At 59.0% G+C, this 24743-nt stretch carries 28 protein-coding genes, 2 pseudogenes and 1 riboswitch; of the genes and pseudogenes, 14 read left to right on the top strand and 16 right to left on the bottom strand.

The features are described 5' to 3' along the window. Positions 1 to 213: 213 nt before the first annotated feature. From V6S97_RS02885 to V6S97_RS02875, 3 genes and pseudogenes are all read left to right on the top strand, one after another. A pseudogene (locus tag V6S97_RS02885) lies at positions 214 to 351 on the top strand (ISNCY family transposase); the annotation flags it as partial. Next, positions 352 to 747, top strand: a pseudogene (locus V6S97_RS02880) (cytochrome b); the annotation flags it as partial. A gap of 414 nt (positions 748 to 1161) precedes the next feature. Next, positions 1162 to 1782 (top strand): DUF1062 domain-containing protein, encoded by a 621-nt coding sequence (locus V6S97_RS02875; RefSeq protein ID WP_035212419.1) that lies wholly within the window; start codon positions 1162 to 1164, stop codon positions 1780 to 1782. An 80-nt stretch (positions 1783 to 1862) separates the two neighbouring features. Here V6S97_RS02875 and V6S97_RS02870 read toward each other — a convergent pair whose 3' ends face one another. Continuing rightward, the gene (locus tag V6S97_RS02870) at positions 1863 to 2513 is read right to left on the bottom strand and encodes a glutathione S-transferase family protein (RefSeq protein ID WP_060724176.1); all 651 of its coding nucleotides are present in this window, start codon (positions 2511 to 2513) and stop codon (positions 1863 to 1865) included. Continuing rightward, positions 2510 to 2698, bottom strand: coding sequence for a hypothetical protein (locus V6S97_RS02865; RefSeq protein WP_128286763.1), 189 nt, complete (start codon positions 2696 to 2698; stop codon positions 2510 to 2512). The genes V6S97_RS02870 and V6S97_RS02865 overlap by 4 nt, the downstream gene beginning before the upstream one ends. Positions 2699 to 2845: 147 nt before the next feature. Between V6S97_RS02865 and V6S97_RS02860 the strand changes: the two genes are divergently transcribed. Beyond that, a complete protein-coding gene (locus tag V6S97_RS02860; RefSeq protein WP_035217366.1) occupies positions 2846 to 3502 on the top strand; it encodes a peroxiredoxin in 657 nt (218 codons plus the stop codon). 67 nt (positions 3503 to 3569) lie between these two features. Here the strand turns inward: V6S97_RS02860 and V6S97_RS02855 are convergent, their stop codons facing one another. Both V6S97_RS02855 and V6S97_RS02850 read right to left on the bottom strand, forming a co-directional pair. After that, on the bottom strand, positions 3570 to 4373 hold the full coding sequence (locus tag V6S97_RS02855; RefSeq protein ID WP_111793892.1) for a hypothetical protein: 804 nt from the start codon (positions 4371 to 4373) through the stop codon (positions 3570 to 3572). Positions 4374 to 4405: 32 nt separating this feature from the next. Continuing rightward, entirely contained in the window at positions 4406 to 4858 is a 453-nt protein-coding gene (locus tag V6S97_RS02850) for a DUF5680 domain-containing protein (protein WP_080866574.1), read from the bottom strand. Between the two features lie 165 nt (positions 4859 to 5023). Between V6S97_RS02850 and V6S97_RS02845 the strand changes: the two genes are divergently transcribed. The 3 genes from V6S97_RS02845 to fghA are packed head-to-tail and all read left to right on the top strand — an operon-like array spanning position 5024 to position 7026. Next, a complete protein-coding gene (locus V6S97_RS02845; RefSeq protein ID WP_003502698.1) occupies positions 5024 to 5479 on the top strand; it encodes a YaiI/YqxD family protein in 456 nt (151 codons plus the stop codon). Positions 5480 to 5504: 25 nt separating this feature from the next. After that, positions 5505 to 6164: a DUF1345 domain-containing protein gene (locus tag V6S97_RS02840; RefSeq protein WP_080864270.1), complete on the top strand. Its 660-nt coding sequence runs from the start codon at positions 5505 to 5507 to the stop codon at positions 6162 to 6164. 28 nt (positions 6165 to 6192) lie between these two features. Further along, on the top strand, positions 6193 to 7026 hold the full coding sequence (gene fghA, locus V6S97_RS02835; protein ID WP_080866126.1) for an S-formylglutathione hydrolase: 834 nt from the start codon (positions 6193 to 6195) through the stop codon (positions 7024 to 7026). 60 nt (positions 7027 to 7086) lie between these two features. Here the strand turns inward: fghA and V6S97_RS02830 are convergent, their stop codons facing one another. The 6 genes from V6S97_RS02830 to crcB form a co-directional block, all read right to left on the bottom strand. After that, positions 7087 to 7476: a RidA family protein gene (locus tag V6S97_RS02830; RefSeq protein WP_003502695.1), complete on the bottom strand. Its 390-nt coding sequence runs from the start codon at positions 7474 to 7476 to the stop codon at positions 7087 to 7089. Between the two features lie 204 nt (positions 7477 to 7680). Further along, on the bottom strand, positions 7681 to 8169 hold the full coding sequence (locus V6S97_RS02825; RefSeq protein WP_003502694.1) for a hypothetical protein: 489 nt from the start codon (positions 8167 to 8169) through the stop codon (positions 7681 to 7683). A 60-nt stretch (positions 8170 to 8229) separates the two neighbouring features. After that, complete coding sequence (locus V6S97_RS02820) at positions 8230 to 9024, bottom strand: ATP12 family chaperone protein (protein WP_003502693.1); 795 nt, start codon at positions 9022 to 9024, stop codon at positions 8230 to 8232. A 29-nt stretch (positions 9025 to 9053) separates the two neighbouring features. After that, positions 9054 to 9719 (bottom strand): HAD family hydrolase, encoded by a 666-nt coding sequence (locus tag V6S97_RS02815; RefSeq protein ID WP_003502692.1) that lies wholly within the window; start codon positions 9717 to 9719, stop codon positions 9054 to 9056. A 5-nt stretch (positions 9720 to 9724) separates the two neighbouring features. Continuing rightward, positions 9725 to 10714 (bottom strand): RluA family pseudouridine synthase, encoded by a 990-nt coding sequence (locus V6S97_RS02810; protein ID WP_003502691.1) that lies wholly within the window; start codon positions 10712 to 10714, stop codon positions 9725 to 9727. 65 nt (positions 10715 to 10779) lie between these two features. Next, a complete protein-coding gene (gene crcB, locus V6S97_RS02805) occupies positions 10780 to 11157 on the bottom strand; it encodes a fluoride efflux transporter CrcB (RefSeq protein WP_003502690.1) in 378 nt (125 codons plus the stop codon). A 201-nt stretch (positions 11158 to 11358) separates the two neighbouring features. On the opposite strand from crcB, the gene V6S97_RS02800 reads away from it, so the two are divergent. Then, positions 11359 to 11679 (top strand): hypothetical protein, encoded by a 321-nt coding sequence (locus V6S97_RS02800; RefSeq protein ID WP_060724170.1) that lies wholly within the window; start codon positions 11359 to 11361, stop codon positions 11677 to 11679. 222 nt (positions 11680 to 11901) lie between these two features. Here the strand turns inward: V6S97_RS02800 and V6S97_RS02795 are convergent, their stop codons facing one another. Both V6S97_RS02795 and V6S97_RS02790 read right to left on the bottom strand, forming a co-directional pair. After that, positions 11902 to 12876, bottom strand: coding sequence for a copper chaperone PCu(A)C (locus V6S97_RS02795; RefSeq protein WP_111793893.1), 975 nt, complete (start codon positions 12874 to 12876; stop codon positions 11902 to 11904). Positions 12877 to 12963: 87 nt separating this feature from the next. Further along, positions 12964 to 13353 carry a hypothetical protein gene (locus tag V6S97_RS02790; RefSeq protein WP_153314771.1) on the bottom strand — a complete coding sequence of 130 codons (390 nt, stop codon included), beginning with the start codon at positions 13351 to 13353 and terminating at the stop codon, positions 12964 to 12966. Between the two features lie 165 nt (positions 13354 to 13518). Between V6S97_RS02790 and V6S97_RS02785 the strand changes: the two genes are divergently transcribed. The 5 genes from V6S97_RS02785 to V6S97_RS02765 all read left to right on the top strand — a co-directional run bounded on the left by V6S97_RS02785 (position 13519) and on the right by V6S97_RS02765 (position 19511). Next, positions 13519 to 13704, top strand: coding sequence for a DUF3008 family protein (locus V6S97_RS02785; RefSeq protein WP_020012481.1), 186 nt, complete (start codon positions 13519 to 13521; stop codon positions 13702 to 13704). A 217-nt stretch (positions 13705 to 13921) separates the two neighbouring features. Beyond that, positions 13922 to 14009, top strand: a riboswitch (glycine riboswitch). A gap of 152 nt (positions 14010 to 14161) precedes the next feature. Further along, positions 14162 to 15301: a glycine cleavage system aminomethyltransferase GcvT gene (gcvT, locus tag V6S97_RS02780; protein WP_334426042.1), complete on the top strand. Its 1140-nt coding sequence runs from the start codon at positions 14162 to 14164 to the stop codon at positions 15299 to 15301. 28 nt (positions 15302 to 15329) lie between these two features. Then, positions 15330 to 15692, top strand: a complete 363-nt coding sequence (gene gcvH / locus V6S97_RS02775) for a glycine cleavage system protein GcvH (protein ID WP_045016075.1) — start codon at positions 15330 to 15332, stop codon at positions 15690 to 15692. Then, positions 15692 to 18556, top strand: a complete 2865-nt coding sequence (gene gcvP / locus V6S97_RS02770; protein WP_060724167.1) for an aminomethyl-transferring glycine dehydrogenase — start codon at positions 15692 to 15694, stop codon at positions 18554 to 18556. Before gcvH ends, gcvP begins: the two co-directional genes overlap by 1 nt. A gap of 151 nt (positions 18557 to 18707) precedes the next feature. After that, positions 18708 to 19511: an endonuclease/exonuclease/phosphatase family protein gene (locus V6S97_RS02765; RefSeq protein WP_334426040.1), complete on the top strand. Its 804-nt coding sequence runs from the start codon at positions 18708 to 18710 to the stop codon at positions 19509 to 19511. A gap of 45 nt (positions 19512 to 19556) precedes the next feature. Here the strand turns inward: V6S97_RS02765 and V6S97_RS02760 are convergent, their stop codons facing one another. Next, positions 19557 to 20060 carry a hypothetical protein gene (locus V6S97_RS02760; protein ID WP_099085431.1) on the bottom strand — a complete coding sequence of 168 codons (504 nt, stop codon included), beginning with the start codon at positions 20058 to 20060 and terminating at the stop codon, positions 19557 to 19559. Positions 20061 to 20193: 133 nt separating this feature from the next. Here V6S97_RS02760 and V6S97_RS02755 point away from each other — a divergent pair, with 133 nt between their 5' ends. Then, positions 20194 to 21534 (top strand): MFS transporter, encoded by a 1341-nt coding sequence (locus V6S97_RS02755; RefSeq protein WP_334426039.1) that lies wholly within the window; start codon positions 20194 to 20196, stop codon positions 21532 to 21534. Between the two features lie 60 nt (positions 21535 to 21594). Here the strand turns inward: V6S97_RS02755 and V6S97_RS02750 are convergent, their stop codons facing one another. The 3 genes from V6S97_RS02750 to V6S97_RS02740 all read right to left on the bottom strand — a co-directional run bounded on the left by V6S97_RS02750 (position 21595) and on the right by V6S97_RS02740 (position 24741). Continuing rightward, positions 21595 to 22407 (bottom strand): ferredoxin--NADP reductase, encoded by an 813-nt coding sequence (locus V6S97_RS02750; RefSeq protein WP_003502669.1) that lies wholly within the window; start codon positions 22405 to 22407, stop codon positions 21595 to 21597. 146 nt (positions 22408 to 22553) lie between these two features. After that, the gene (locus V6S97_RS02745; RefSeq protein ID WP_003502665.1) at positions 22554 to 23060 is read right to left on the bottom strand and encodes a DUF934 domain-containing protein; all 507 of its coding nucleotides are present in this window, start codon (positions 23058 to 23060) and stop codon (positions 22554 to 22556) included. A 10-nt stretch (positions 23061 to 23070) separates the two neighbouring features. After that, positions 23071 to 24741 (bottom strand): nitrite/sulfite reductase, encoded by a 1671-nt coding sequence (locus tag V6S97_RS02740; protein ID WP_087743879.1) that lies wholly within the window; start codon positions 24739 to 24741, stop codon positions 23071 to 23073. Between the last annotated feature and the right edge of the window lie 2 nt (positions 24742 to 24743).

Here is a 24743-nt window from a genome sequence, read left to right as displayed (position 1 = left end):
TGGTGTTTCGTGTTTTTCAGATATGATCACATCGATCGCGCAGTGGCATCTGTAGCGAGCAACAACCGCACAAATCCAAAGCCACACCACCAAATAAGTTCCATAATCTATCTTATGCGATTATTGTGTGTAGCCGCAAAGTTAAAGTGTCCTGTTTCTGCAAAGTTGGAATGTCACACTCCCCTGGTCTGATTGACGTCTGGGAGATTGCAGATGGGATTGATTACGATGACCGAGCGTGATCTGCAGCGGATCGAGACTTTGTCGAAGGTGATTGCCGGTCGGATGACTATGGTGTCGGCGTCGCATGTGCTTGATCTGAGCGAGCGCCAGGTCCGCCGTCTTCTGGAATGGTCGGCTTTCAGCCGGAAGCCGCAGCCTGTCGATGGCGAAGGCCCGGTTTCAAGGTTCGCGGCGCGGGCCGCTCATGTCGCATTGCTGTTCCTTACCCTTGCCGTTCCCCTCGCCGGCTGGGCCGTCGCTTCGACGGCTCCCCTGCAAATCCCAAGTTACGTCTTCGATCTCGTGGTCGTGCCGGGGTTGCCTCTGGCGATTTCCGATCAGGCGGAGGCGTTCTGGACAGAGGTTCATGCCACCCTCGCCTATCTCGCCGTAGCCATCGTATTTCTACATGTGACGGCAGCGCTATGGCACCATTTCATCCGCAAAGATTCAACCCTCCGGCGTATGCTTCCGTCTCCGGCAGCCGCGAATAACAGGCGCAAAACTGTGTCCTACCGGAAATAGAGTCGCAGCCCATCTGGTGACATCGTTTTGACCGCGGAATGGGCAGGCTACCCGAAGTTGCACAAAAGTCACATCGCAGTGGCTTTCGGCCGCTGAGCGCGCCGCATGCTTCCATTTCTGACCGATCATTTGTTATCGTTACCGCCGAAGAGCATTGGCGCATCGAGGTAGACTTTGCCTAAGTAAATACCGGTCTCAATCCAGTTTCACCCGTACTGCGGATGGCCACAGGCTGTCGGCGTATGATCACGTTCATCGGGTGGTGGCAAGAGACCGGTCTGGCATTGTTAAAATGTGCCCTGCGCAGCTTTGCTGTCTCAGCTCTTCACCCACCCGAAACATCGCCACGCCGTTCCCGTCAGGGTTTTCTCCTGCACCATCTTGGTGGACTTCCAAATGGAAGACCAAGACAATATGTGCAATGTACTTCGGGTCCAATGGACCATTACACCACGAACGGCGCCCCAGCCCTGGCTTGCATGCAGCGGATGTGGCGACCTGAGGGCGTTTCAAGCCAGCGGCAAGATCCGGCTTAATGCCAACGGCCGCAAACTGGATGCCTGGCTCATCTATAAATGCCTGATCTGCGACAAAAGCTGGAACCGGCCAATTTTCGAGCGGCAGAACGTCCGCGACATCAGCCCTTCCGTTATGGAAGCGCTGCAGTCGAACGATCCGCAATGGATAAGAGCGGAAACATTCAACCTCGAAGCCCTGAGACGCAAATCGCAACGCATCGACGAGTTTCCCGAGTTCGATATCGAGAAAAAGATCAAGGACGAACCTCCCGACTGGACCAAGGCCGAGATTGATCTCACGGTTCCGCTCCAGACCGGCATACGCCTTGATCGTCTGCTGGCGTCCGAACTGGGGCTTTCACGGTCGATGCTGCAGAAGCTTCACGATGGCGGCACCATACGGGCACCATCCGACCTTCTGCGGCGACGTCTCAAGAACGGCACCCGCATTGTGATCGAGTGCTGCGATGGTTTCGATCGGGAGCTATTCTTGAAACCCGTGACGGTGGGTTTCTAAAGGTGTCGCGAGGGTCTGTCAGGTCAGACCCTCGCGCTGAGACTGGGTTAGACCGCAGCGGCAGTCTTTCCGACCGTCGCTCAGCCGTTCGACGCAGCCTTGAAAATCGCCAATTGGTCGGCAAATGCGCGTTTATAGGCGGGGCGCGCTTCGCCCCGGGCGACGTAGGCCGAGAGGTTCTCATATTCGTCGAGGATGCCTGAGCTTTTTATCCTTTGCAGCACGGACACCATCAGCAGATCGCCGGCGCTGAATCCGCCGTCGAGCCAGTCGGCGTCACCGAGGCGGTGGGACAGTTCGCCAAGCCGCTTGCGAATACGGTCATGGACGATCTGCAGGCGCTCGCTGTGCCAGCTCTTGTCCCTTTCGAGAAAGCCGGCGACAAAATGCTCGACGATGGGCGGCTCCATGGTGCTGAGTGCGGCGAACATCCACATGATCGCACGCGCCCGCGCATCCGCATCCTCTGGCAACAGGCCGGCATGACGTTCGGCTATATGCAGCACGATCGCCCCGGATTCAAACAGGACGAGTTCACCCTCCTCATAGGTCGGGATCTGCCCGAAGGGTTGAAGCGCAAGGTGCGCCGGCTCCCGCATCGCCTTGAAGGAAAGAAGGCGGACATCATAGGGCTGGCCCACTTCTTCGAACGCCCAGCGGACGCGCATATCGCGGGCGAGACCCTTGCCGCCATCGGGCGAGTGTTCAAAGGCGGTAATGGTGATTGTCATTGCTGTTCTCCATCACTCCCTGTGCGGAAACGCCCCGGAATGCCGTCGCCTGACGTGGCGTCACAATATGCGCTGGGATGAGCGAAAACAACGCCGGGATCGCCTTTCGAGTAATCCTGTCCTCCTGAAACAATCAACCGGGTGGAAATCGCGCAACTGCGACAAACGATGGAAATCAGGGTCATCAAATCTCTGTGGGGCTGAAGCAAACGCCACTGAGGCCGGATGAAAAGGCTGGCCATTTCATGCAAAAACTCTAAGCTCCAGCGCCGGACACGAATTGTCGAAAACCATCAGATTTTCACTTCAAATCATCAGGGAGAAAGCATCAGATGAGCCTGCGTATCAACGATATAGCACCAGACTTCACCGCCGAGACCACCCATGGTCCGGTGAGCTTTCACGACTGGATCGGCGACGGTTGGGCGGTCCTGTTTTCGCATCCGAAAAATTTCACGCCCGTCTGCACGACGGAACTTGGTGCGATGGGCGGCCTGCAGCCGGAATTCGAAAAACGCGGCGTGAAGATCATCGGCATTTCGGTCGATCCGGTTGAAAGCCATGAAAAATGGAAGAACGACATTCGCACCGCGACCGGTTTCAACGTCGATTATCCGCTGATCGGCGACAAGGACCTGAAGGTCGCGAAGCTCTACGACATGCTGCCGGCCGGTGCTGGCGACAGTTCCGAAGGCCGCACGCCTGCCGATAACGCCACCGTGCGCTCCGTCTTTGTCATCGGTCCCGACAAGAAGATCAAGCTGGTCCTCACCTACCCGATGACCACCGGCCGTAATTTCGAGGAAATTCTCCGCGCGATCGATTCCATCCAGCTCACCTCCAAACACCAGGTGGCGACACCTGCCAACTGGAAGCAGGGCGAGGATGTCATCATCACCGCAGCCGTTTCCAACGAAGATGCGATTGCTCGTTTCGGCTCCTACGACACGGTTCTTCCCTATCTGCGCAAGACCAAGCAGCCCGGCTGATTTTGAAACCTGTGATGGGGCGGTGAAAACGCATCGTCCCATCCGTTCTGGGGTATGACGGCGCGCCCTAGCCGGCTTCCTGCTTCGCGACGAGCAGCATTGGCCGATCATCGAGTTCGGCGGGGGTGAAGCGCGCAAGAAGATCGAAAGATGTTATGGCTTCACCGGCGGCGAAGCGTCGTCCGTTGACAACGAGATGTCCGAGGCCGAATATGGTGAGAAGCGCTTCCGTCGCATCTCCCGCTGGGCTATCGAAAAGCAGATTTGTCTGGCCGAAATGTTCCAGACCCGTTGTCCAGGCCCTGATCTTTTCCCCCTCTTCCGTCACAAAGGCTCCGAAGGCCAGCATCGTCGCCATTTGCTGCGGCTGATCCAGATGGCTGTTTGCATAGTTCAGATAGTCATCGAGATTGGCGCGGCCGACGATCATGTCCAGATAGTGCAACGCAACCGCCTGCATGGGGGCGAGCTGATGGATGCCGAGCAGGGTCGAGGCGATCTCGTTATGCGCGATGTCTGGATCATCTTCATCCGCCAGGATGAGAAATCTGAACTCGCATTGGTGTGTCGCATGGGTGAAATCGTCATATGCCGCTTTTGCATCGATACAAAAGGTCTTTGACCAGTCGACCCTCGCCTCTGCAACTTCCGGATATTGGGCCGGCGCAACCGGCGTCGCCACGACCGGCTCGGGAGTACCGACAAAAACCCTGGTTGCACCGCGCAGTCCGTCAAACACGCCCTTTTCGCCCAACCGCTCGCATTCATATCCCTCCTCGCCCCACGCTTCCGTCAGGGTCAAGTCCGAGATCGCGGGTTCGCTGTCGAAATAGAGTGTCGCCTTGAAAAATTGAGCGTCGCCATTTGCCATTGCAAATTCCCGTCCATGGCATTTCTTGCGCTCTATGGCTTTATGATCCCACCATGATAGTCAAGCCGGTACGTCTCGACATGTCCCCGGTAAATGCGCTCGACGCCAGTGAAGGACTGGAACTCACCCGCATTCGTATCGACATAGACCAGATTTTCCACCGGGTGGGTAAAGCCGCCGAGAAAGCGGCCCTGCCGATAGAGCGTGGAAAGCGACCGCTGAATGACCATTCCGGCTGTCGCACCGTCGATCATGTCGGGCCGGAGGATACGGCCGTAATAACTCATCGCCCAGAGGGCCGTCCCCTGATGCCAGACGACCTCCTGACCGATGAAATCAGTTCCCCCGAAATAGCTGTCGATATAGTGCCAGTCGCCGTTCTGATAGCCGAGATCGTGCGATCCCTTGCGCGTGGGCGTCGCGGATTTGTTGCCGCCGCCAACATACGTGGCAGACTTGGCCTGCACGATGAACTCTTCCAGCATGGTATCCCTCGAAAACAAGAACATAAAGGGAACATATGCCGTTTTTACGATCGTCGCAAGTACCACCTGCGCCCGCCATCCATCCCGTATTTCAGCTGTCGTGGGCTTGGTAATCGCGGCGTTTGCGCTTAGAAGCGTGGCAGGAAATGTCCGAAAAGAGTGTCCATGCCGCAAAACCCGCAAATCTATGTCGATGCCGATGCATGCCCCGTGAAGCCGGAGATTCTCAAGGTGGCGGAACGGCATGGGCTGGAAGTGACCTTTGTCGCCAATTCCGGTCTGCGCCCGTCGCGAGATCCCATGGTGAAAAACGTCATTGTTTCCGCCGGTTTCGACGCTGCGGACGACTGGATCGCCGATCATGCCGGTGAAAACGATATCGTCATCACCGCCGATGTGCCGCTTGCTGGCCGCTGTGTCGCCAAGGGTGCACTGGTCACCGGGCCGACGGGGCGCGTTTTTGACCAGTCGAATATCGGGATGGCGACGGCGATGCGCGACCTTGGTGCACATCTGCGTGAAACCGGTGAAAGCAAGGGATACAACGCGGCTTTTTCACCGCGCGATCGCTCCGCCTTTCTGGAGACGCTTGACCGTTTCTGCCGTCGTGTCAAAAAGTGACGGTGCCAACAGAAAGGTGCCGCCCATGACCCCGGCCAATATGAAAAGCAGCAGCTATCGCCGCCATCAACCTTTCGTCATTGCTTTTCTTGTCGGCGCCATGGGCCTTGGGCTGGCTCTGGTTCTGGCGCCGCCGCTGGCGATCGAGATCGCGGCCGTTCTGTTCTTCCTGACCTATCTCACATTGATTGGCTTTCGCCTGTCGGGCCTGACGGCGCAGCATCTGAAGGCGCATGCCGATAGCGACGATCTGCCCGCGGTCGCCATCATCGCCGTCACGCTGCTAGCCGTCGCTGTCGCCGTGGTGTCGCTGTTCCAAGCGCTCAACCACACGGGCGAGACGGTCTGGACGCTGCTCATCGCCTTTGCCTCGGTGATCTTGGGCTGGCTGACCATCCACACCATGACAGCCCTGCATTACGCCCATCTTTACTGGCGGCCGGCCACGGTGGACGGCAAGCGGCAGCATCGCGGCGGCATGGATTTTCCGGCGACCAAGGAACCCTGCGGTTACGACTTTCTCTACTTCGCCGTGGTGATCGGCATGACGGCGCAGACATCGGATGTGGGAATAACCACGACCGCCATGCGGAAGGTCACGCTGCTGCATTCCATCGTTTCTTTCTTCTTCAACACAGTTCTGGTAGCGGCGGCGGTCAATGCCGCGGTCTCGCTTGCGGGCTGAGCCGGATTTTTTCACAAGGAATGTCTTCATGAACATCATTTCGCAAAATACGGCCTTTGGCGGCATGCAGGGCGTATTTTCGCACACATCGGAAACCCTGAAATGTGAGATGACCTTTGCGGTTTACGTGCCGCCGAAGGCGATCCATGAGCCCTGCCCCGTCCTGTGGTATCTTTCCGGCCTCACCTGCACCCATGCCAACGTCATGGAAAAAGGCGAATATCGCCGCATGGCCGCCGAACTCGGGCTCATCATCGTCTGCCCGGACACCAGCCCGCGCGGCAATGACGTGCCGGACGAACTGACCAACTGGCAGATGGGCAAGGGCGCCGGATTTTATCTCGATGCCACGCAGGAACCCTGGTCCGAACATTACCAGATGTACAGCTATGTCACGGAAGAACTGCCCGCCCTCATCGGCCAGCATTTCCGTGCGGATATGAGCCGCCAGAGTATTTTCGGCCATTCGATGGGCGGCCATGGCGCGATGACCATGGCGCTCAAGAATCCCGGCCGTTTCAAAAGCTGCTCTGCCTTTGCACCGATCGTGGCTCCCTCGTCAGCCGACTGGTCAGAACCGGCGCTGGAAAAATATCTCGGTGCGGACAAGGCCGCATGGCGTCAATACGACGCCTGTGCGCTGGTCGAGGATGGCGCGCGTTTTCCCGAGTTCCTGATCGACCAGGGCAAGGCCGATAGTTTCCTTGAAAAAGGCCTGCGCCCCTGGCTCTTCGAAGAGGCGATCAAGGGCACGGATATCAGCCTGACGTTGCGCATGCATGACCGCTACGACCACTCCTACTACTTCATTTCCACCTTCATGGATGACCATCTGAAATGGCATGCCGAGCGGCTTGGATAAGGGTGGAGAAGCAAGCCGGCGGCGCCCTGTGAGCGCCGCCGTTTCAGGTTTGACCCGCTATTAAGGGATACGGGCAATGACCTTGATCTCGAAATCGAAGCCCGCGAGCCAGTTGACGCCGACAGCGGTCCAGTTCGGGTAAGGCTTTTGGCTGAAAATCTCCTGCTTGACGGTCATGATCGTTCCAAACTGGTTTTCCGGATCCGTGTGGAACGTCGTGATATCCACAATGTCGTCGAAAGTGCAGCCCGCCGCCTCGAGCGTTGCCTTGAGATTTTCGAAGGCCAGCCGGACCTGCCGTTCAAAATCAGGTTCAGGCGTTCCATCGGCACGGCTGCCGACCTGGCCGGAAACGAATAGCAAATCACCGGATTTGATGGCAGCAGAGTAGCCATGCTCTTCGTAAAGCGCGTGCCTGTGGGCGGGAAAAATTGCTTCGCGTTTACTCATTTCCATCTCTCTTTCAGCTGAGTGACGATGCCGCGCTCTATAGCGTCAGCGTCCAGTTTACATACGTTGCGTATGCGAGATAGGAACATACACTGCGTATGTCAAATAAATATACGCGATGTATGTGAGTGCGACACGCGGAACCAATGGTGGCGCGACATTGAGAAACGACGCATCGTGATTGTGCCACCGCTTCCGCGGACGTTACGGGAAGAGCGCCGTCGCAAGCGTCGTCGGGCCGGATCGGCTGAGCCTGAATTCGCGGATCACCCGTTCTGCAACGCCATAGGCGAGTTCCTGCTCGATAGACTGATTGTCGAAGCTGACGACAGTGGCGGTGAATTTGGCTTCGGCGATCACTTCTCCCGTCGCCACGGCGGCGGCGCGGACGATGACCTTGGCCGACGCCCTTTCTCCGAACAGGAAGGGGCCGCGCGTAACGGATGCGAGACGGATGGTCAGCACCACGCGCGGGCGGGTCTCTCCACGCGCCGTGGTCTTGATCGCATTCTGCACCTGCGCATGAATGGACTGCATCAGCGCCGGAGCGACATCCGGGCGGGCGGCGACGAATGCGCCGCGCACATCGTAAAGCAGCCGGTCGGTATTGGTCGCTTGCGGTTCCAGCCTGAAAGACATGAGCGTGAAACACGCCAGCACAAGAATGCCAAGGCGTTTCAGCGTGGTGATCATGATCAGCGGCTCCCCTTACGTGAGGTAGCCGCATATTCGGCCATCAGGGTTAGAAAAGCGTTAAGAAGCGCTCTTCAGGGACTCCAGAACATTGAGTGCCGCGCGCATGTCGACAAGCCTCACGGCGCGGCGCTCCAGCGCCTCCTCGTCCTCCCCCCATTGCTCGGCGGTCCAGTCCTCATCGAGATGGGCAAGCGCCCATGCTTCCTCCTGCGTCAGCTGCCCTTCCGCCAGCGCAAGCGCCAGAATGGCGGAGCCGGTCAGCGACGTCATGGTGTGAAGAGCGGCAAGTGCGATCGGTGTGTCATATTTCTTCAGCGTTACCGCGAAAGCCGCGATGGCTTCGCGCGGCTGGTCTTCATGCATCACGCCTTCAACGAGAATGAAGCGCGCGCCGAGCACATTGGCCGCCCAGTCCAGCACGGGATCCCAATGGTCCGTCTGTCGCGCAACCAGCGCTTCCGGGTCACCGGCGCGGTAGCAGAGAAGATCGGAGGAAGAAAACCGGAGGATATCCTCGAAAACCGCCTGGGTGTCGTTGGCGACGCCATCGATGGCGGTATTCACATGGCGCGATACCGGCATGACCACCGGGTTCACCACCTCCTTCTGGGCATCCCACTCCTCGCGAAGCAGTTCAGCCAGCGCGTGCGACGGGACGGTCAGCGGCTTCTTGGCGGGCGTGCGCAGCGGCTTGCCATCGAGAAGGATGGTAAAGCCGCCCTCCTCCACCTCTCCGACGGTGACATCCTTGTAGAACCGCTTCGGCAAAGGTTTCTGCATCTGGATTTGCGCGCGCAGGATCGGGTCGGGGTGGCTCAGGCCCTCCGAAAGGTCGTTCAGGAGATCACGCATGGCACGTCCTCATCAGTCGGATAGAAAGGTTAGAGATTATCGGCCGGAACATAGGCCGGAATTTCACGCGGATGGCTGACAACCGCATCTGCGCCCGCCGTCCAGAGTTCATCGACGGAAGCATAACCCCAGGCGACGCCGATCGCTTTTGCGCCCGCAGCCTTGGCCATCTGCATGTCATAGACCGCATCGCCGATCACGATAGTATCGGCCGGAACCATGCCGGTTTCGTGGCAACACTCCATGACCATGGCCGGATGTGGCTTCGACGGGCAATCATCCGCCGTGCGCGAAACGATGAAGTGTTTGGCAAAGCCGTGGGTTTCGAGAATATGGGTGAGCCCGCGCCTTCCCTTGCCGGTCACCGCGCCGATCAGCACGTCGTCCCGTTTCGAAAGCGTGTCAATCAGCGGCGCGATACCGTCGAAGAGCGGCGTCGTCATGTCGGGACGCTCGCGCAGGGGATGATAAACTTCCCTGTAACGCTGCGTCATCGCCAGCGCCTCCTCATCCACATGCGTCTTGCCGAGCATGCGGGCGATGGCGATATCGAGCGTCAGCCCGATGATTGCCTTGGTCTGCGAGATATCAGGCCGCGGCTTACCAAAATCGGCAAAGGTTTCGACCATGACCGCATGGATCAGGCCGGCGCTGTCCACCAATGTGCCGTCGCAATCGAAAAGAACGAGCTTCATAGCTTTCAGTCTTCCCTGTCGCCATCGGCCACGTCGAGGCCGAGCAGGTTCCAGGTCTGCACCATATGCGGCGGCAAAGGTGCGCTGACCCGAAGCCGGCCCCCATTCGGATGCGGAATGTCGATATGGCGCGCATGCAGATGCAGGCGCTTCTGGATGCCGCCTGGGAAATCCCAGTTCGGATCGTCGATATAATATTTGGGATCACCGATGATCGGGTGGCCCATATGCAGCGCGTGAACGCGGAGCTGATGGGTGCGGCCGGTATAGGGTTCCATCTCCAGCCAGGCGAGGTTCTGCGCGGCGGTATCGATGACACGGTAATAGGAAACGGCGTGATCGGCCCCCTCCTCGCCATGCTTGGCGATACGCATGCGGTCGCCATCCATGGTCTGTTCCTTGACCAGCCAGGTAGAAATCTTGTCCTGGTGCTTGCGCGGAACGCCTTTGACCAGCGCCCAATAGGTCTTCTTGGTGTCGCGCTCGCGGAAGGCGGCCGTCAGCTTCTGCGCAGCACCGCGGGTGCGGGCAACCACCAGCACGCCGGAGGTATCGCGGTCGAGGCGGTGCACCAGACGCGGCTTTTCGCCCTTAGGGCTGGTCCAGGCTTCCAGAAGCCCGTCGATATGGCGGTTGACGCCGGAACCGCCCTGAACGGCGATGCCGGCCGGCTTGTTGAAAACGAAAACCTTGTCGTCTTCATGCAAGAGCATGCGCGCCAGAAGTTCCGCGTCTTCCGAATGTTTGAGATCCCTTGATCCGATCGGTCCGCTTTTGACCTTGAGATCGGAATCGACCGGCGGCACGCGCACCATCTGTCCCGGCTGCACCCGCGCATCCGTCTTCACCCGGCCGCCATCCACGCGCACCTGTCCGGATCGCAACAGCTTCTGCAACTGTCCGAAACCAAGTCCCGGATAGTGAATCTTGAACCAGCGATCGAGGCGCATACCGGCCTCGTCGGCCCCGACCTTGATATGCTCGATACCTGCCATGAAATTTCCAGTCTCTCTGTCTTGATCGCGCGCCCGTTGTTCGGCGCGCCGTTTGGATCAAGCCTTTAGAACAAGTTGCGGCCCAAGGCCAGCCCGGCGAAAACCGCGGCAATGGAAACCACAAGACTTGCAAGGACGTAAACGGCCGAAAGGCCGAGCGCACCGCGTTCGAAAAGCGCCACCGCATCGAGTGAGAAGGAAGAAAATGTCGTAAAGCCGCCGAGCACGCCGGTGACGAGAAACAGGCGCATTTCCATCGAGGCGTTCAGCCGCCGCGCCACAAGCTCGACCAGCAGGCCGATGAGGAAAGACCCGACCACATTAACTGCAAGCGTTCCCCAGGGGAAATTGGGCCCGGCCAGCCGCACGCTCCAGACGCCGACCAGATAACGGAACACGGAACCGATGGCGCCGCCTGTCGCGACAAGAGCGATATTGATCATGGGAATGGTATCTCCGGAAATTACCGGACCTGTGAAGTCCGACGCATTTCTAGACCAAGGGCACAGCGGACGAAAGCCCTTTGGCAGGCGTCTTCGTCCACTAAAATACGATTAAATTGCAGCGTCGCGATTTAGCCTTCCAACAAGATGCGGCTGCTAATCTCGCTTTTTTAAGGGTCGGCGACAATTGCCGGGGGTTGGATGACACAGGTTCTTTCTGTTTCCGCGAATACGGCAGCCTATGCGCTGGAAGCCGTGAAGCCATCGCAGCGCGTTCCGCGCAAAAGCGAAGTGGAAGAGGCCATTCACGAATTGGCGCGCAAGGCCGAAGGTGGGGATGACTTCCAGCTGCGCGGCATGATGACGGTGATCAAGCCACCCGCCCTGACGCTCTATTTCCTGACCGTTGCCAGCCAGCGCCACGAGCCGCAGGCGACACTGGAGCAGGCCGTTGAGGCCTATGAGGAAAACAGCACCACGCAAAAACCCAGAAATGACGTGTTAGATCATACCGATATATAGGTATCTTAATTTGGTTTCTCGGTCTCTTGACCACGTCGAACGGACATTCGCGTTCAGCTTGGTGTCAGCTTGATTTTCTAGATATTTTCGACCGAATTCGGAAAATCGCGATGGCAGATGCCCTCTCCCTTTTTCCATCACGGCGCTGAAGAACAAATATAATATATGAAAAATTTGCGGCTACCGGACCTGTCACGCGTTCCGGTAGCCGCTTTTCATTGGTCAATTATGCTTGTGGTCGCTGCCGCCCTTGGCTGCGCCAGTGGAGAGCACGATCTCGACCTTGCCGGCCTTTTCGAAGATCAGCGTCACCGGCACCTTGTCGCCTTCGGCAAAGGGCTTCTTTACGTCAAAGAACATCATGTGCAGGCCGCCGGGCTTCAGCTCCACTGTCTGCCCTGCGGGAATGACGATGCCGTCATCCAGCTTGCGCATTTTCATGACGTCGTTGACCATGGCCATCTCATGGATTTCGGCACGACCGGCAGCCGAGGATTCAACGCCGACCAGCTTGTCGTCGCTATCGCCGGTATTCTTGATCGACACATAGCCGCCGCCCACGGGCTGGCCCGGCAACATGGCCTTGGTCGTGCCGCCAGACACTTCGAGACTGCCGCCCTTCACGACATCCATATCCATGCTCATGCCGGCATGATCGTGGCCGCCCGCATGCGCCTTGGCCGCAACCTTGATGGTCGGCGCCGGGCTTTTCAGGGAATGGGGATCGACGCCGGCCGCCGCGACCTCATCCCAGGATACCTTGCCCTTGTCACCGCAAAGCTGTGTTACCTTGAAAGGCAGGTCCTGCCCCGCTTCGATACCGGAAATCTTACCCTGCACCGCGAAGGTATCGTAAAACTCGTCCGGCAGGTTGCCGCCCTTCCAGCGAATTTCGATCGGACCGCTTTTGATCTCCTTGCCGTGGTTCTTATAGGCCTTCTGGTAGTCGCCCTTGATGATCTCCAGCTCCCAGCCGGCCTTGGGCTGCGGCTTGGCGGAAATGAAGCCTTCCGGCAGCTTGATCTGGACTTCGGTGGTGGCGAGACCGCCGTCGCAGCCATGCGGCACCTGAAGGGCGGCAACGACGGTGCTGTCCTGTTCGGCCGAACCCTCAACGAATGTGGCATGGGCAAAAGCCTGTGCAGTCGAAACCGAGGCGACGAAAAGGCCGCAGGTGATGATCTTGGTGGTTTTCATTTGCTTGTCCCTGCGACTGCTACCCTCAGGGTCTGCGCAGCCGCTCCGTGCCGCCAAAGACGGCGATTATCCCGTTAAAACGAAAAATCAGGCGGACTGGGGTGGCGGGCCGCGCGCGGCGGGTTGCTGGATCGTCAGGACGGAGCGGAAGCTCCATTCCGCAGAGAGACGATTGTCGAGCCAGGCAAATTGGGTCTTCAGCCAGCCTTCGGTATCGGGCATGGGCAGAAGAATGGACGATGCCAGCAGGCACGCCTCGCAGAAGAGGATCGCGTCACCCGAATGGGCCGGGCTGTCCTTGGTGTGGGAGGCATTCAAACCGCCGGCGTGGCCAAGGCAGATTTCGGCAAAGGTGCCATCCGGAAGCCGGTAGCTCTCGTCGAGGACAACCTCCGGGGCAACGGCAAGTGCTGGCTTGTGGGCAAAACCGAGCGACAACATCAGGGTCGCGCAGAAAATGCGAAGCACCTTCTCCATCCCTGTCAGTCGTCGTTTTTGATTTGCATCCATAATCCCATGCGATATCCCGCTTTCCTGCCGATTTCAAAGGGGAATTTTGCCGCAGGCTTAACAGTTGCAAGGGAACAATCGCCGCAAGGCGGCATTTCCCCGTCGGAACCACCGTTTCAAGGGAGATCCGACATGCCAGCCAAATCGAAAGCCCAGCAGAAAGCCGCCGGCGCCGCACTCGCCGCCAAAAGGGGTGAGACGAAGAAATCCAGTTTACAAGGTGCTTCAAAAAGCATGGAGAAGTCCATGACAGAAAAGGAACTTGAGGATTTCGCCTCGACGAAACGCAAAGGCCTGCCGGAGAAAAAATCCGATTAGCGCCGCCCCTTCCAGCCAGCCTGAAGCCGTGCGCTGAAAAAGCCTCGTCGCGCCCATGCGAGCCGCATCGACCGGACTACTCCGACGAGTACGAAACGCGGTCTTAAAACCGTTATACCGGACAGGATAGATGTTGATGGCGCAGATGGAGCAAGAATCTGTTCAGATGCGTCATTTGGTCCTTGCCAATAACGGGCCTTCGAAGATAATGAGCGTCGCATCATCGTTGGGAGAAACCGCTTCAATGCGGTGCCGAAGGAGCAACCGCCCCGGAAACTCTCAGGCAAAAGGACCAGCGGTGACGACGGAACTCTGGAGAGAAGCCACCTTTAAACAGGACGGCTCGCCGAAGGGATAACAATCTCAGGCGACAAGGACAGAGGGGGCTCTTGAACCCGGCGCGTTTCGCGTCATGACCTGAGCCCGCGCGATCTTTCGCGCAACCCTGGAGGCGTCCTTGGACGATACCGCCGAGCTTGACATCACGCCGTTGCATTCCCTGCATCTTTCGCTTGGCGCCCGCATGGTGCCGTTTGCCGGTTACGACATGCCGGTTCAATATCCGGCAGGCGTCTTGAAGGAACATCTTCAGACCCGCACCTCCGCCGGTCTCTTTGACGTGTCCCATATGGGCCAGGTGATCCTGAAGGCGAAATCCGCTAACAATGCCGATGCCGCACTTGCGCTGGAAAAGCTGGTGCCGGTCGACATTCTCGGCCTCAAGGAAGGTCGTCAGCGTTACGGTTTCTTCACCGATGAAAACGGCTGCATTCTCGACGACCTGATGATCACCAATCGCGGCGATCATCTTTTCGTCGTCGTCAACGCATCCTGCAAACACGCCGATGTCGCCCATATGAAGGCGCATCTTTCCGGCGACTGCGAGATTACCCTTCTTGACGACCGGGCGCTTATCGCGCTGCAGGGACCACGCGCGGAAGCGGTTCTGGCGGAACTGTGGGCCGGCGTCTCCGAAATGAAGTTCATGGATGTGCTGGAAATTCCGCTGCATGACGTGCCCTGCATCGTCTCCCGTTCCGGTTATTCCGGCGAGGATGGTTTTGAAATCTCCGTACCCGCCGAAAAGGCGGAAGAGATAGCCAAGGCCCTGCTCGAACATCCCGATTGCGAACCGATTGGTCTTGGCGCGCGTGACAGCCTGCGTCTCGAAGCGGGCCTTTGTCTTTATGGCAATGATATCGACACCACGACCTCCCCCATCGAAGCGTCGCTCGAATGGGCGATCCAGAAGGCGCGCCGCGCCGGTGGCGATCGCGAAGGCGGCTTTCCGGGCGCGAAACGCATTCTCGGCGAACTGAAAGACGGCACATCGCGCCGTCGCGTCGGCCTGAAGCCCGAGGGCAAGGCGCCGGTGCGCGGCCATTCCAAGCTTTTTGCGGATGCCGATGGCAAGACGGAAATCGGCGAAGTGACCTCCGGCGGCTTTGGCCCATCGGTCGAAGGTCCCGTCGCCATGGGTTACGTGCCAACGGCCTACACGGCTCCCGGTACGGCAATCTTTGCGGAAGTGCGCGGCAAATATCTGCCCGTCACCGTCGCTGCCCTGCCCTTCATCAAGCCCACCTACAAACGATAATCTTCATCCCATCTCCGGAGAGAATACGATGCTGAAATTTACCGCAGAACACGAATGGCTGAAGTTCGAAGGCGATATCGCCACCGTTGGCATTACCAGCCACGCCGCTGAACAGCTTGGCGACCTCGTCTTCGTCGAATTGCCGGAAGTGGGCGCCACCTTTTCCAAGGATGGCGACGCAGCGACCGTTGAATCCGTCAAGGCGGCTTCCGATGTCTATTGTCCGCTGGATGGCGAAGTGGTGGAAATCAACCAGGCCATCGTCGATGATCCCTCGCTGGTCAATTCCGATCCGCAGGGCGCCGGCTGGTTCTTCAAGCTGAAGCTTTCCAACGTCGCGGATGCCGATACGCTGCTCGACGAGGCAGCCTACAAGGAGCTGATCGCGTAATGACGACGCCCACAGAATTCCATTTCACCGACTATCAGCCCTATGATTTCGCCAACCGGCGTCACATCGGGCCGTCGCCGTCGGAAATGGCTGACATGCTGAAGGTCGTTGGTTACAAAAGCCTCGACGCGCTCATCGACGCCACCGTTCCCTCCTCCATCCGCCAGAAGGTGCCGCTGACCTGGGGTGCCGCGCTGACCGAACGCGAGGCGCTCGACCGCCTGCGCGAAACGGCCAACAAGAACCAGGTGCTGACCTCGCTGATCGGTCAGGGTTATTACGGCACGATCACGCCACCGGTCATCCAGCGCAACATTCTGGAAAACCCGGCCTGGTACACAGCCTATACGCCCTACCAGCCGGAAATCAGCCAGGGCCGTCTTGAGGCGCTGCTGAACTACCAGACCATGGTCTGCGATCTGACCGGCCTCGATGTCGCCAACGCATCGCTGCTCGATGAAGCGACGGCCGCAGCCGAAGCCATGGCCATGTGCCAGCGCGTCGCCAAGTCCAAGGCAACCGCCTTCTTTGTCGATGCCAATTGCCACCCGCAGACCATCGCGCTGATCGAGACCCGTGCGGCCCCGCTCGGCTGGAAGGTAATCGTCGGCAACCCGTTCACCGATCTCGATCCGGTCGACGTGTTCGGCGCGATCTTCCAGTATCCGGGCACCCACGGCCACGTCAGCGATTTCTCCGGCCTGATTTCCCGCCTGCACCAGACCGGCGCCATCGCCGCCGTCGCCGCCGATCTTCTGGCGCTGACGCTGCTCAAATCTCCCGGTGAAATGGGCGCCGATATCGCCATCGGCACCTCGCAGCGTTTCGGCGTTCCGGTCGGTTACGGTGGCCCGCATGCGGCTTACATGGCCGTCAAGGATGCGCACAAGCGCTCCATGCCCGGCCGTCTGGTCGGCGTCTCGGTCGATGCGCGCGGCAACCGCGCCTACCGCCTGTCGCTGCAGACCCGCGAGCAGCATATCCGCCGCGAAAAGGCCACCTCCAACATCTGCACGGCGCAGGTGCTCTTGGCCGTCATGGCCTCCATGTACGGTGTCTTCCACGGCCCGCAGGGCATCAAGGCCATCGCACAGCAGACCCACCAGAAGGCCGTTTTGATGGCCAAGGGTCTGGAGAAACTTGGCTACGTCATCGAGCCGGAGACTTTCTTCGATACGATCACCGTCGAAGTCGGCCATATGCAGGGCGTCATCCTGCGCTCGGCCGTTGCGGAAGGTGTGAACCTTCGCAAGGTCGGCGCAACCAAGATCGGCATGAGCCTTGACGAGCGCACGCGCCCGGCAACGCTTGAGGCCGTCTGGCGCGCGTTCGGCGGCAATTTCTCGATCTCGGATTTCGAGCCGGAATATCGTCTGCCGAAGGAACTGCTGCGCACCAGCCAGTACATGACGCATCCGATCTTCCACATGAACCGTGCCGAAAGCGAGATGACCCGTTACATCCGCCGTCTTTCGGATCGCGATCTGGCGCTCGACCGCTCGATGATCCCGCTCGGTTCCTGCACCATGAAACTGAACGCAACTGCGGAAATGCTGCCGATCACCTGGCCGGAATTTTCCGACATCCACCCCTTCGTGCCGGCCAATCAGGCGCTCGGCTACAAGGAAATGATCGACGATCTCTCCGAAAAGCTGTGCTCGGTCACCGGTTACGATGCCTTCTCCATGCAGCCCAATTCCGGTGCGCAGGGGGAATATGCGGGACTTTTGACCATCCGCAACTATCACCTCGCCAATGGCGGCACCCATCGCGATGTCTGCCTCATCCCGACGTCGGCGCATGGCACCAATCCTGCCTCAGCACAGATGGTCGGCATGAAAGTGGTGCCGGTGAAGGTGCGGGACAACGGTGACATTGACATCGAGGATTTCCGTGCAAAAGCAGAGCAGTATGCGGAAAACCTCTCGTGCTGCATGATCACCTACCCGTCCACCCACGGCGTGTTCGAGGAGACGGTTCGCGAGATCTGCGAGATCACCCACAAGCATGGTGGTCAGGTCTATCTCGACGGCGCGAACATGAACGCCATGGTCGGCCTTGCCCGTCCCGGCGATATCGGTTCGGACGTTTCCCACCTCAACTTGCACAAGACCTTCTGCATTCCGCATGGCGGCGGTGGTCCGGGCATGGGGCCGATCGGCGTCAAGGCGCATCTTGCTCCCTTCCTCCCCGGCCATCCGACGACGGACGGTCGCGAGGGCGCGGTTTCGGCTGCCCCCTTTGGCTCGCCCTCGATCCTGCCGATCTCCTGGAGCTATTGCCTGATGATGGGCGGCGAAGGGCTGACGCAGGCGACCAAGGTGGCGATCCTCAACGCCAACTATATCGCCGAGCGGCTGAAGGGCGCTTACGATGTGCTCTACAAGTCCGAAACCGGACGTGTAGCGCATGAGTGCATCATCGACACCCGGCCCTTGGCGGATAGCTGCGGCGTGACGGTGGACGATGTTGCAAAGCGCCTCATCGACTGCGGTTTCCATGCGCCGACCATGAGCTGGCCGGTTGCCGGCACGCTGATGATCGAGCCGACGGAATCCGAGACCAAGGCGGAAATCGACCGTTTCTGCGATGCCATGTTGGCGATCCGCGAGGAAGCCCGCGACATCGAGGAAGGCCGTGCGGACAAGACCAACAATCCGCTGAAGAACGCGCCGCACACGGTAGAAGATCTCGTCGGCGAGTGGGATCGTCCCTACAGCCGCGAACAGGGTTGCTTCCCGCCCGGCGCCTTCCGCATCGACAAATACTGGTCGCCTGTGAACCGCATCGACAACGTCTATGGCGACCGTAACCTCATCTGCACCTGCCCGCCGATGGAGGCCTACGCCGAAGCCGCCGAATAAGGCATTCGGTGCAAACAAACACAAAAAGGCCCGGAGCGATCCGGGCCTTTTTCGTTACGGCAACAACATTTCGCGACCTCGCTGCACACGATTGATCGTCATCCGTTCCATGCTAAAACGGGTGCCACAATCAAGCGGTGATGGAGTGTGAATGCGTCTGATTTGCCTGAATGGTTGGGGCGGAAAGCTTCATGACGAGCTTGTTCCCTATATCTCCTCATCCGATCCCGATATTCTTTGCCTGCAAGAGGTGGTGCACACGCCGACTGCCTTGCAGGACTGGCTGAGCTATCGCGATCACGGCATCGACCTGCCGCAAAGAGCGAACTTCTTCAGCGATATCGCCGAGGCCTTGCCGGATCATCTGGCGATTTTCTGCCCGGCGGCGCAGGGCGATCTCTGGCATGGTGAGATCAGGTATCCTTCCCAATGGGGGCTGGCGACCTTCGTGCGCAAATCCATTGCCATCGTTGCGCAGGCTCAGGGTTTCGTGCACGGCACCTTTTCCGCAGATGGATACGGCGATCATCCACGGTCTCGCACGGGCCACGCCATCAGGGTTTTCGATTTCACGACCGGTCAACCGGTTGTCATTGCCCATATGCACGGGCTGCGCGACCCCAACGGCAAACACGATATCCCTGCCCGTCTGGCGCAGGCGAAACGCCTCGTGCAACTTGTCAAAAACATTGCGGAAGATGGCGACCGGATCGTCGTCTGCGGTGACTTTAATGTTCTGCCTGACAGTGAGACCTTCGCCGTATTGAAGGAAATGGATCTCATCGAACTCGTGACGACACGCGGCTTTACCGACACCCGGACATCGCATTATGCCAAACCGAACCGTTATGCGGATTACATGCTGGTCAATCCGGCTGTGACGGTCGATCACTTCAATGTGGTGAGGCAGCCGGAAGTCTCGGACCACTGCCCTTTGCTGCTCGAGTTCAGCTAAAGACCCCGAGCAGCCTCGTCTGTCATTTTTTCACGGCCCGCTGCCTCAGCGCACCAGCCGGATATCGCTCGTCACCACCGTCTTGCCGGTCCGGCCATCCTTGTCGGTGGTGCGCAGGCGCAGGCCATTGGCGCCAACCTTTTCGATGGTCATGGCGGCGACGCGATCACCATTGATGTCGCGATTCCAGCGGACCGTGAGGTTGATCGCGTTTCCCCGCCTTGTGCCGGAAAGCGCAGACGGACGACCGGAAGGACCGGTATAGGCACCGCTATAGCGTCCACCCTTCGCCGAGAGATCGGCGGCTATTGCGCGCCTTACGACGAGCAGTCCCCGGCAAGTGCCGGACATGTTGAGCGACGAGGCCCCCGCATTGGAATTAAGCGTACAGTTCACATTGATGGGCGGCGTGCCGATGCGAGTAATCACGGTTCCCTTGCCCGCCCATGTGCCTTTCAGCGACGAAAGGAATTCGCGTTCATCCGCATGCGCGGGCTGTGCGCCGAGCAATCCGGCAGAAAATAAAATTGCGAGAGCCTTGGTCTTCATGGCGAGTATCCGGTTTTTCTTCGAAGACTAACTCGCTTGCACCGCGAAACGTTCCTCCGGCCTATTCTGCAACGAGCAAAATATCGAAGGACTTATATTTCTGTCGTGCCAATGCAACCAAACGCGGGCACAGATGTTTCTCGCCAGCCTCGATCAATTTCTGATCACCTCTTGCATATTTTTCGGAGCATATTTCATGACGATTATCGGCGTTTCGGCACCGCGCGGCAGCCTGCCTTCCGGCGGTCTGCCTCGCAGCGGTGGCATTTCAGACCGCACGCTTTTTGCCCTTGCAGCACTGAATTTTTTTCTGGCCGATGCCCGCGACGGTCTAGGGCCGTTTCTGGACGCATTTTTAGCGACACAGGGCTGGTCTTCGCTTTCATTGGGATTGATCGCCACGGTCGGCGGTCTCGTCGGTCTGCTCGCCACGCCGCTTTGCGGCGCGCTGGTGGACGGTACGACCTGGAAAAGAACGTTGATTGCCATCCCCGTCGTTTTCGTGACGGTCGGCGCGCTGATCACGCTGATCTTTCCGGATGTGTGGATCGTCTGGACCGGCCAGATCATGACGGCGGTCGTCGGTGCCGTCGTCGGCCCGGCGCTAGCCGGACTGACGCTCGGTCTGGTCGGTGAACGCCTGTTCTCCCATCAGATATCGCGAAACGAATTCTGGAACCACGGCGGCAATTTTGCGTCGCTTTTCGCCACTTACATTGCCGTCTCCTTCTTTGGCCTGCATGGCGTCATCGGGTTGATGCTGCTGACTGCGGCCGGTGCGCTTGTTGCGGCAGCAGCCATCGACCCTGATAGGATCGACCACAAGGTTGCGCGCGGCCTTGCCGAAGACAAGGGCGAACCGGGGCCGTCCGGCATCAACGTGCTGCTTCACGAACGCGGCCTGATATTCCTCGCCATCATTCTTCTGATCTTCCACTTCGGCAATGCGCCGATGGGACGGCTCATCGCGCAGAATTTCGCCATCGAATTGCAGACACCGTTCCGCACGACGGCGGTCATTACCGGCGTCGCGCAATTTGCGATGATCTTCGTTGCCGCCATGGCACCGTGGCTGATACGTCGCTTCGGTCTTGCGACCGTGTTTCTGATCGCGCTTGCCGCCCTGCCGATCCGCGGCCTGCTTGCCTCTGCCTTCACGGATTTCTGGGTGATCTTTCCGGTGCAGTTGCTCGACGGCATCGGCGCCGGTCTTTTAGGCATCGTGACACCCGTCGCGGCCGAACGCATTCTCAAGGGAACAGGCCGGTTCAATGTCGGGCTTGCAAGCGTCATGATGGTGCAGGGCGTGGGTGCTTCTCTCAGCAACGTCGTTGCCGGCTGGCTGGTCACCAAAGGCGGTTATGCGCTTTCGCATCTGGTCGGCGGCGGCATATCGGCCATCGCTATCGCCCTGTTTTTTATCTACCGAAACGAAATCGCCCCGAAGCAGGACGACGAAGCACTGCCTCAGTAGGCCGTACAAACAAAAAGGAGGCCTTCCGGCCTCCTTCATAAACCTTATCAAATGTCGGCTTTATCCGACGAAAGCGCGCTCGATAACGAACTCAGCGGGCTTGTTATTGGCGCCTTCGTTGAGGCCGGCCTTTTCAAGCAGCTCCTTGGTGTCCTTCAGCATGGCCGAGGAACCGCAGATCATGCCGCGATCGATTGTGGGATCGAGCGCAGGCACACCGAGATCCGCAAACAGCTTGCCGTTCTCGATCAGCGTGGTGATGCGGCCCTTGAAGGGGTAGTCCTCGCGGGTGACGGTGGCGTAATGCTTGAGCTTGTCGCCGACGATCTCGTTCAGGAATTCGTGGTTCCTGATTTCCTCGACCAGATCGAAACCGTATTTCAGCTCGGCCACGTCGCGGCAGGTATGGGTGAGGATGACCTCTTCGAACTTTTCATAGGTATCCGGATCGCGGATCAGGCTTGCGAAAGGCGCAATGCCGGTGCCGGTCGAGAACATATAAAGCCGTCTGCCGGGTGTCAGCGCGTCCAGAACCAGCGTGCCTGTCGGCTTCTTGCGCATCAGAACCGTGTCGCCGGGCTTGATCGCCTGAAGATGCGAGGTCAGCGGGCCATCAGGAACCTTGATCGAGAAGAACTCCAGTTCCTCGTCCCAGGCGGGGCTGGCGATGGAATAGGCGCGGTAGATCGGCTTTTCGCCGACCATCAGGCCGATCATGGCGAATTCGCCGGAACGGAAGCGGAAGCCGGCCGGACGCGTCATGCGGAAACGGAACAGGTGATCCGTATAGTGCTCCACCGACAAAACTGTCTCGGCGTAAACACCATCAGGTATCTTGATCGCGAAATCTTCCGTCTTGGCTGGCGCGTTCATTTCAGGTTCCGTCCATTCATTCGATAAGCGACATTCTTCGACCGGGCAATTATACCATTTTTGCCGCGGTTTGAAGGCATGAGAATATCAATACTGCCATGCGCGCAGAAAATATGCATCTAAAACTCATATTTCCGCGCAACGCGTCATTGGGCCGCACGGCGGCGCCAGCTATAGGCCTCTCCACCTTTGGCCGAAAGGGCCGTCGGCTGGTAATAGACCGGGATTTCCGGCAGGCGATTTTCGGACAGGCGGCGGATCGCCGTCTCGTTCGTCACCGCGAAGCTGGTAAAGCCGGTGCGCAGCATCAGCGGCACCTGGTCGATCAAAACATCGCCAACCGCCCTCACCTCACCGGCAAAATCAAGACGGCTGCGCAGCAACGAGGCATGGCTGAAACCCCGCCCGTCATTGAAGGCCGGGAAGCTGACGGCGACAAGGTCGATGCGGTCGAGATAGGGCTCGAGCCGGGTGACATCGTCGGCAGGCGCAATCAGAACGCCGAGGCCGACATCATTGCTTTCAGCCGCACGGACAAGGAAATCAGCAAGCGACAGCACCGGTTTCTGCTCGGCAGTTGCCTTCACTTCTTCCGTTTCGATCACCCAGGGATCGTTTTCCACGAAGCCGTCGCGGTTCCAGATTTTCGTCATGGCAATCTCCTCAGGCGGCTTCAGCGGCGGAACCGTAGAGCGCATCCTTGAACGGCTGCGGTCCGACGCGGCGATAGGCTTCGAGGAAGGTTTCTTCCTTCGAAAGACGCAAGCCCAGATAGGTGTCGACGATGGTTTCCACCGCGTCGGTCACCTTTTCCGGCTCGAAACCGCGACCGATGATCTCGCCGATCGAGGTATTTTCGTCGCCCGACCCACCAAGCGTGATCTGGTAGAGTTCGGCCCCCTTCTTCTCCACGCCCAGCAGGCCGATATGGCCGACATGGTGGTGGCCGCAGGCATTGATGCAGCCGGAAATCTTGATCTTCAGCTCGCCGATTTCCAACTGACGCTCATGTGCGCCGAAACGGGTGGAGATTTCCTGCGCGAGCGGAATGGAGCGCGCATTGGCAAGCGCGCAATAGTCCAGCCCGGGACAGGCAATGATATCGGTGATCAGCCCGGCATTGGCGGTTGCCAGCCCCGCACCCACCAGCGCGCGATAGACCGGTTCGAGATCGGCCAGCGCCACGTGCGGCAGGATGATGTTCTGCTCGTGGCTGATGCGGATTTCGTCGAAGGCATACTCCGCGGCGATATCGGCGACGAGTTCCATCTGCTCGTCGGTCGCATCGCCGGGGATGCCGCCGATCGGCTTCAGCGAGATCGTCACCATGCCGTAGTCGGGATGTTTGTGCGGCGCGACGTTCTGCTCGACGAAGCGGGCAAAGCCCTCATCCGCCCGCTTCCAGCGCGCCAGGCTTTCCCAGCCTTCAGGGCGATCCTTCAGTGCCGGCGGTGCAAAATAGGCGGTGATTGCCGCGATATCCGCATCCGGCAGCTTCAAATCGGTGTTTTTCAGTTCCGCGAATTCTACCTCGACCTGACGGGCCAGCTCTTCCGCACCCGTCTCGTGCACGAGGATCTTGATACGCGCCTTGTATTTGTTGTCGCGGCGGCCATGCAGGTTATAAACCCGCATGACGGCCGTGGTGTAGGAGAGAAGATCCTCTTCCGGCAGGAAGTCGCGGATCTTCTTGGCGATCATCGGCGTACGGCCCTGCCCGCCGCCGACATAAACGGCAAAACCGATCTCGCCCTTGTCGTTCTTTTTCAGGTGCAGACCGATATCGTGAACCTGAATAGCGGCGCGGTCGCGCTCGGCACCCGTTACCGCGATCTTGAACTTGCGCGGCAGGAACGAGAATTCAGGATGGACGGAAGACCATTGACGCAGGATTTCCGCGTAGGGGCGCGGATCGGCCACTTCGTCAGCCGCAGCACCGGCGAAATGATCGGCGGTGACGTTGCGAATGCAGTTTCCGGACGTCTGCAATGCGTGCATTTCCACGCTCGCAAGTTCGGACAGGATATCCGGCGTGTCGGAAAGGCGCGGCCAGTTGTACTGGATGTTCTGACGGGTGGTGAAGTGGCCGTAACCCCGGTCATATTTGCGGGCGATATGGGCCAGCATCCGCATCTGCTTGGAATTCAGCGTACCGTAGGGAATGGCGACGCGCAGCATGTAGGCATGGAGCTGGAGATAGACGCCGTTCATCAGGCGCAGCGGCTTGAACGCGTCCTCGGCCAGTTCGCCGGACAGCCGGCGCTCTACCTGATCGCGAAACTGTGCCACGCGGCCTTCAACAAATGCGTGATCGAATTCGTCGTAACGGTACATAT

It is taken from the genome of Agrobacterium sp. CCNWLW155, assembly GCF_036888815.1.
Taxonomy (GTDB): Bacteria; Pseudomonadota; Alphaproteobacteria; order Rhizobiales; family Rhizobiaceae; genus Agrobacterium; species Agrobacterium radiobacter.
The sequence above is the reverse complement of the archived record's forward strand: the minus strand, read 5'-3'. Positions and strand labels throughout refer to the sequence as shown.

What these genes read in the sequence shown, in the direction of transcription:
- V6S97_RS02875 (WP_035212419.1), top strand. Translation starts at nt 1,162, where the DNA reads ATGTGCAATGTACTTCGGGTCCAATGGACCATTACACCACGAACGGCG.
- V6S97_RS02870 (WP_060724176.1), bottom strand. Translation starts at nt 2,513, where the DNA reads ATGACAATCACCATTACCGCCTTTGAACACTCGCCCGATGGCGGCAAG.
- V6S97_RS02865 (WP_128286763.1), bottom strand. Translation starts at nt 2,698, where the DNA reads ATGACCCTGATTTCCATCGTTTGTCGCAGTTGCGCGATTTCCACCCGG.
- V6S97_RS02860 (WP_035217366.1), top strand. Translation starts at nt 2,846, where the DNA reads ATGAGCCTGCGTATCAACGATATAGCACCAGACTTCACCGCCGAGACC.
- V6S97_RS02855 (WP_111793892.1), bottom strand. Translation starts at nt 4,373, where the DNA reads ATGGCAAATGGCGACGCTCAATTTTTCAAGGCGACACTCTATTTCGAC.
- V6S97_RS02850 (WP_080866574.1), bottom strand. Translation starts at nt 4,858, where the DNA reads ATGCTGGAAGAGTTCATCGTGCAGGCCAAGTCTGCCACGTATGTTGGC.
- V6S97_RS02845 (WP_003502698.1), top strand. Translation starts at nt 5,024, where the DNA reads ATGCCGCAAAACCCGCAAATCTATGTCGATGCCGATGCATGCCCCGTG.
- V6S97_RS02840 (WP_080864270.1), top strand. Translation starts at nt 5,505, where the DNA reads ATGACCCCGGCCAATATGAAAAGCAGCAGCTATCGCCGCCATCAACCT.
- fghA (WP_080866126.1), top strand. Translation starts at nt 6,193, where the DNA reads ATGAACATCATTTCGCAAAATACGGCCTTTGGCGGCATGCAGGGCGTA.
- V6S97_RS02830 (WP_003502695.1), bottom strand. Translation starts at nt 7,476, where the DNA reads ATGAGTAAACGCGAAGCAATTTTTCCCGCCCACAGGCACGCGCTTTAC.
- V6S97_RS02825 (WP_003502694.1), bottom strand. Translation starts at nt 8,169, where the DNA reads ATGATCACCACGCTGAAACGCCTTGGCATTCTTGTGCTGGCGTGTTTC.
- V6S97_RS02820 (WP_003502693.1), bottom strand. Translation starts at nt 9,024, where the DNA reads ATGCGTGATCTCCTGAACGACCTTTCGGAGGGCCTGAGCCACCCCGAC.
- V6S97_RS02815 (WP_003502692.1), bottom strand. Translation starts at nt 9,719, where the DNA reads ATGAAGCTCGTTCTTTTCGATTGCGACGGCACATTGGTGGACAGCGCC.
- V6S97_RS02810 (WP_003502691.1), bottom strand. Translation starts at nt 10,714, where the DNA reads ATGGCAGGTATCGAGCATATCAAGGTCGGGGCCGACGAGGCCGGTATG.
- crcB (WP_003502690.1), bottom strand. Translation starts at nt 11,157, where the DNA reads ATGATCAATATCGCTCTTGTCGCGACAGGCGGCGCCATCGGTTCCGTG.
- V6S97_RS02800 (WP_060724170.1), top strand. Translation starts at nt 11,359, where the DNA reads ATGACACAGGTTCTTTCTGTTTCCGCGAATACGGCAGCCTATGCGCTG.
- V6S97_RS02795 (WP_111793893.1), bottom strand. Translation starts at nt 12,876, where the DNA reads ATGAAAACCACCAAGATCATCACCTGCGGCCTTTTCGTCGCCTCGGTT.
- V6S97_RS02790 (WP_153314771.1), bottom strand. Translation starts at nt 13,353, where the DNA reads ATGGAGAAGGTGCTTCGCATTTTCTGCGCGACCCTGATGTTGTCGCTC.
- V6S97_RS02785 (WP_020012481.1), top strand. Translation starts at nt 13,519, where the DNA reads ATGCCAGCCAAATCGAAAGCCCAGCAGAAAGCCGCCGGCGCCGCACTC.
- gcvH (WP_045016075.1), top strand. Translation starts at nt 15,330, where the DNA reads ATGCTGAAATTTACCGCAGAACACGAATGGCTGAAGTTCGAAGGCGAT.
- gcvP (WP_060724167.1), top strand. Translation starts at nt 15,692, where the DNA reads ATGACGACGCCCACAGAATTCCATTTCACCGACTATCAGCCCTATGAT.
- V6S97_RS02765 (WP_334426040.1), top strand. Translation starts at nt 18,708, where the DNA reads ATGCGTCTGATTTGCCTGAATGGTTGGGGCGGAAAGCTTCATGACGAG.
- V6S97_RS02760 (WP_099085431.1), bottom strand. Translation starts at nt 20,060, where the DNA reads ATGAAGACCAAGGCTCTCGCAATTTTATTTTCTGCCGGATTGCTCGGC.
- V6S97_RS02755 (WP_334426039.1), top strand. Translation starts at nt 20,194, where the DNA reads ATGTTTCTCGCCAGCCTCGATCAATTTCTGATCACCTCTTGCATATTT.
- V6S97_RS02750 (WP_003502669.1), bottom strand. Translation starts at nt 22,407, where the DNA reads ATGAACGCGCCAGCCAAGACGGAAGATTTCGCGATCAAGATACCTGAT.
- V6S97_RS02745 (WP_003502665.1), bottom strand. Translation starts at nt 23,060, where the DNA reads ATGACGAAAATCTGGAACCGCGACGGCTTCGTGGAAAACGATCCCTGG.
- V6S97_RS02740 (WP_087743879.1), bottom strand. Translation starts at nt 24,741, where the DNA reads ATGTACCGTTACGACGAATTCGATCACGCATTTGTTGAAGGCCGCGTG.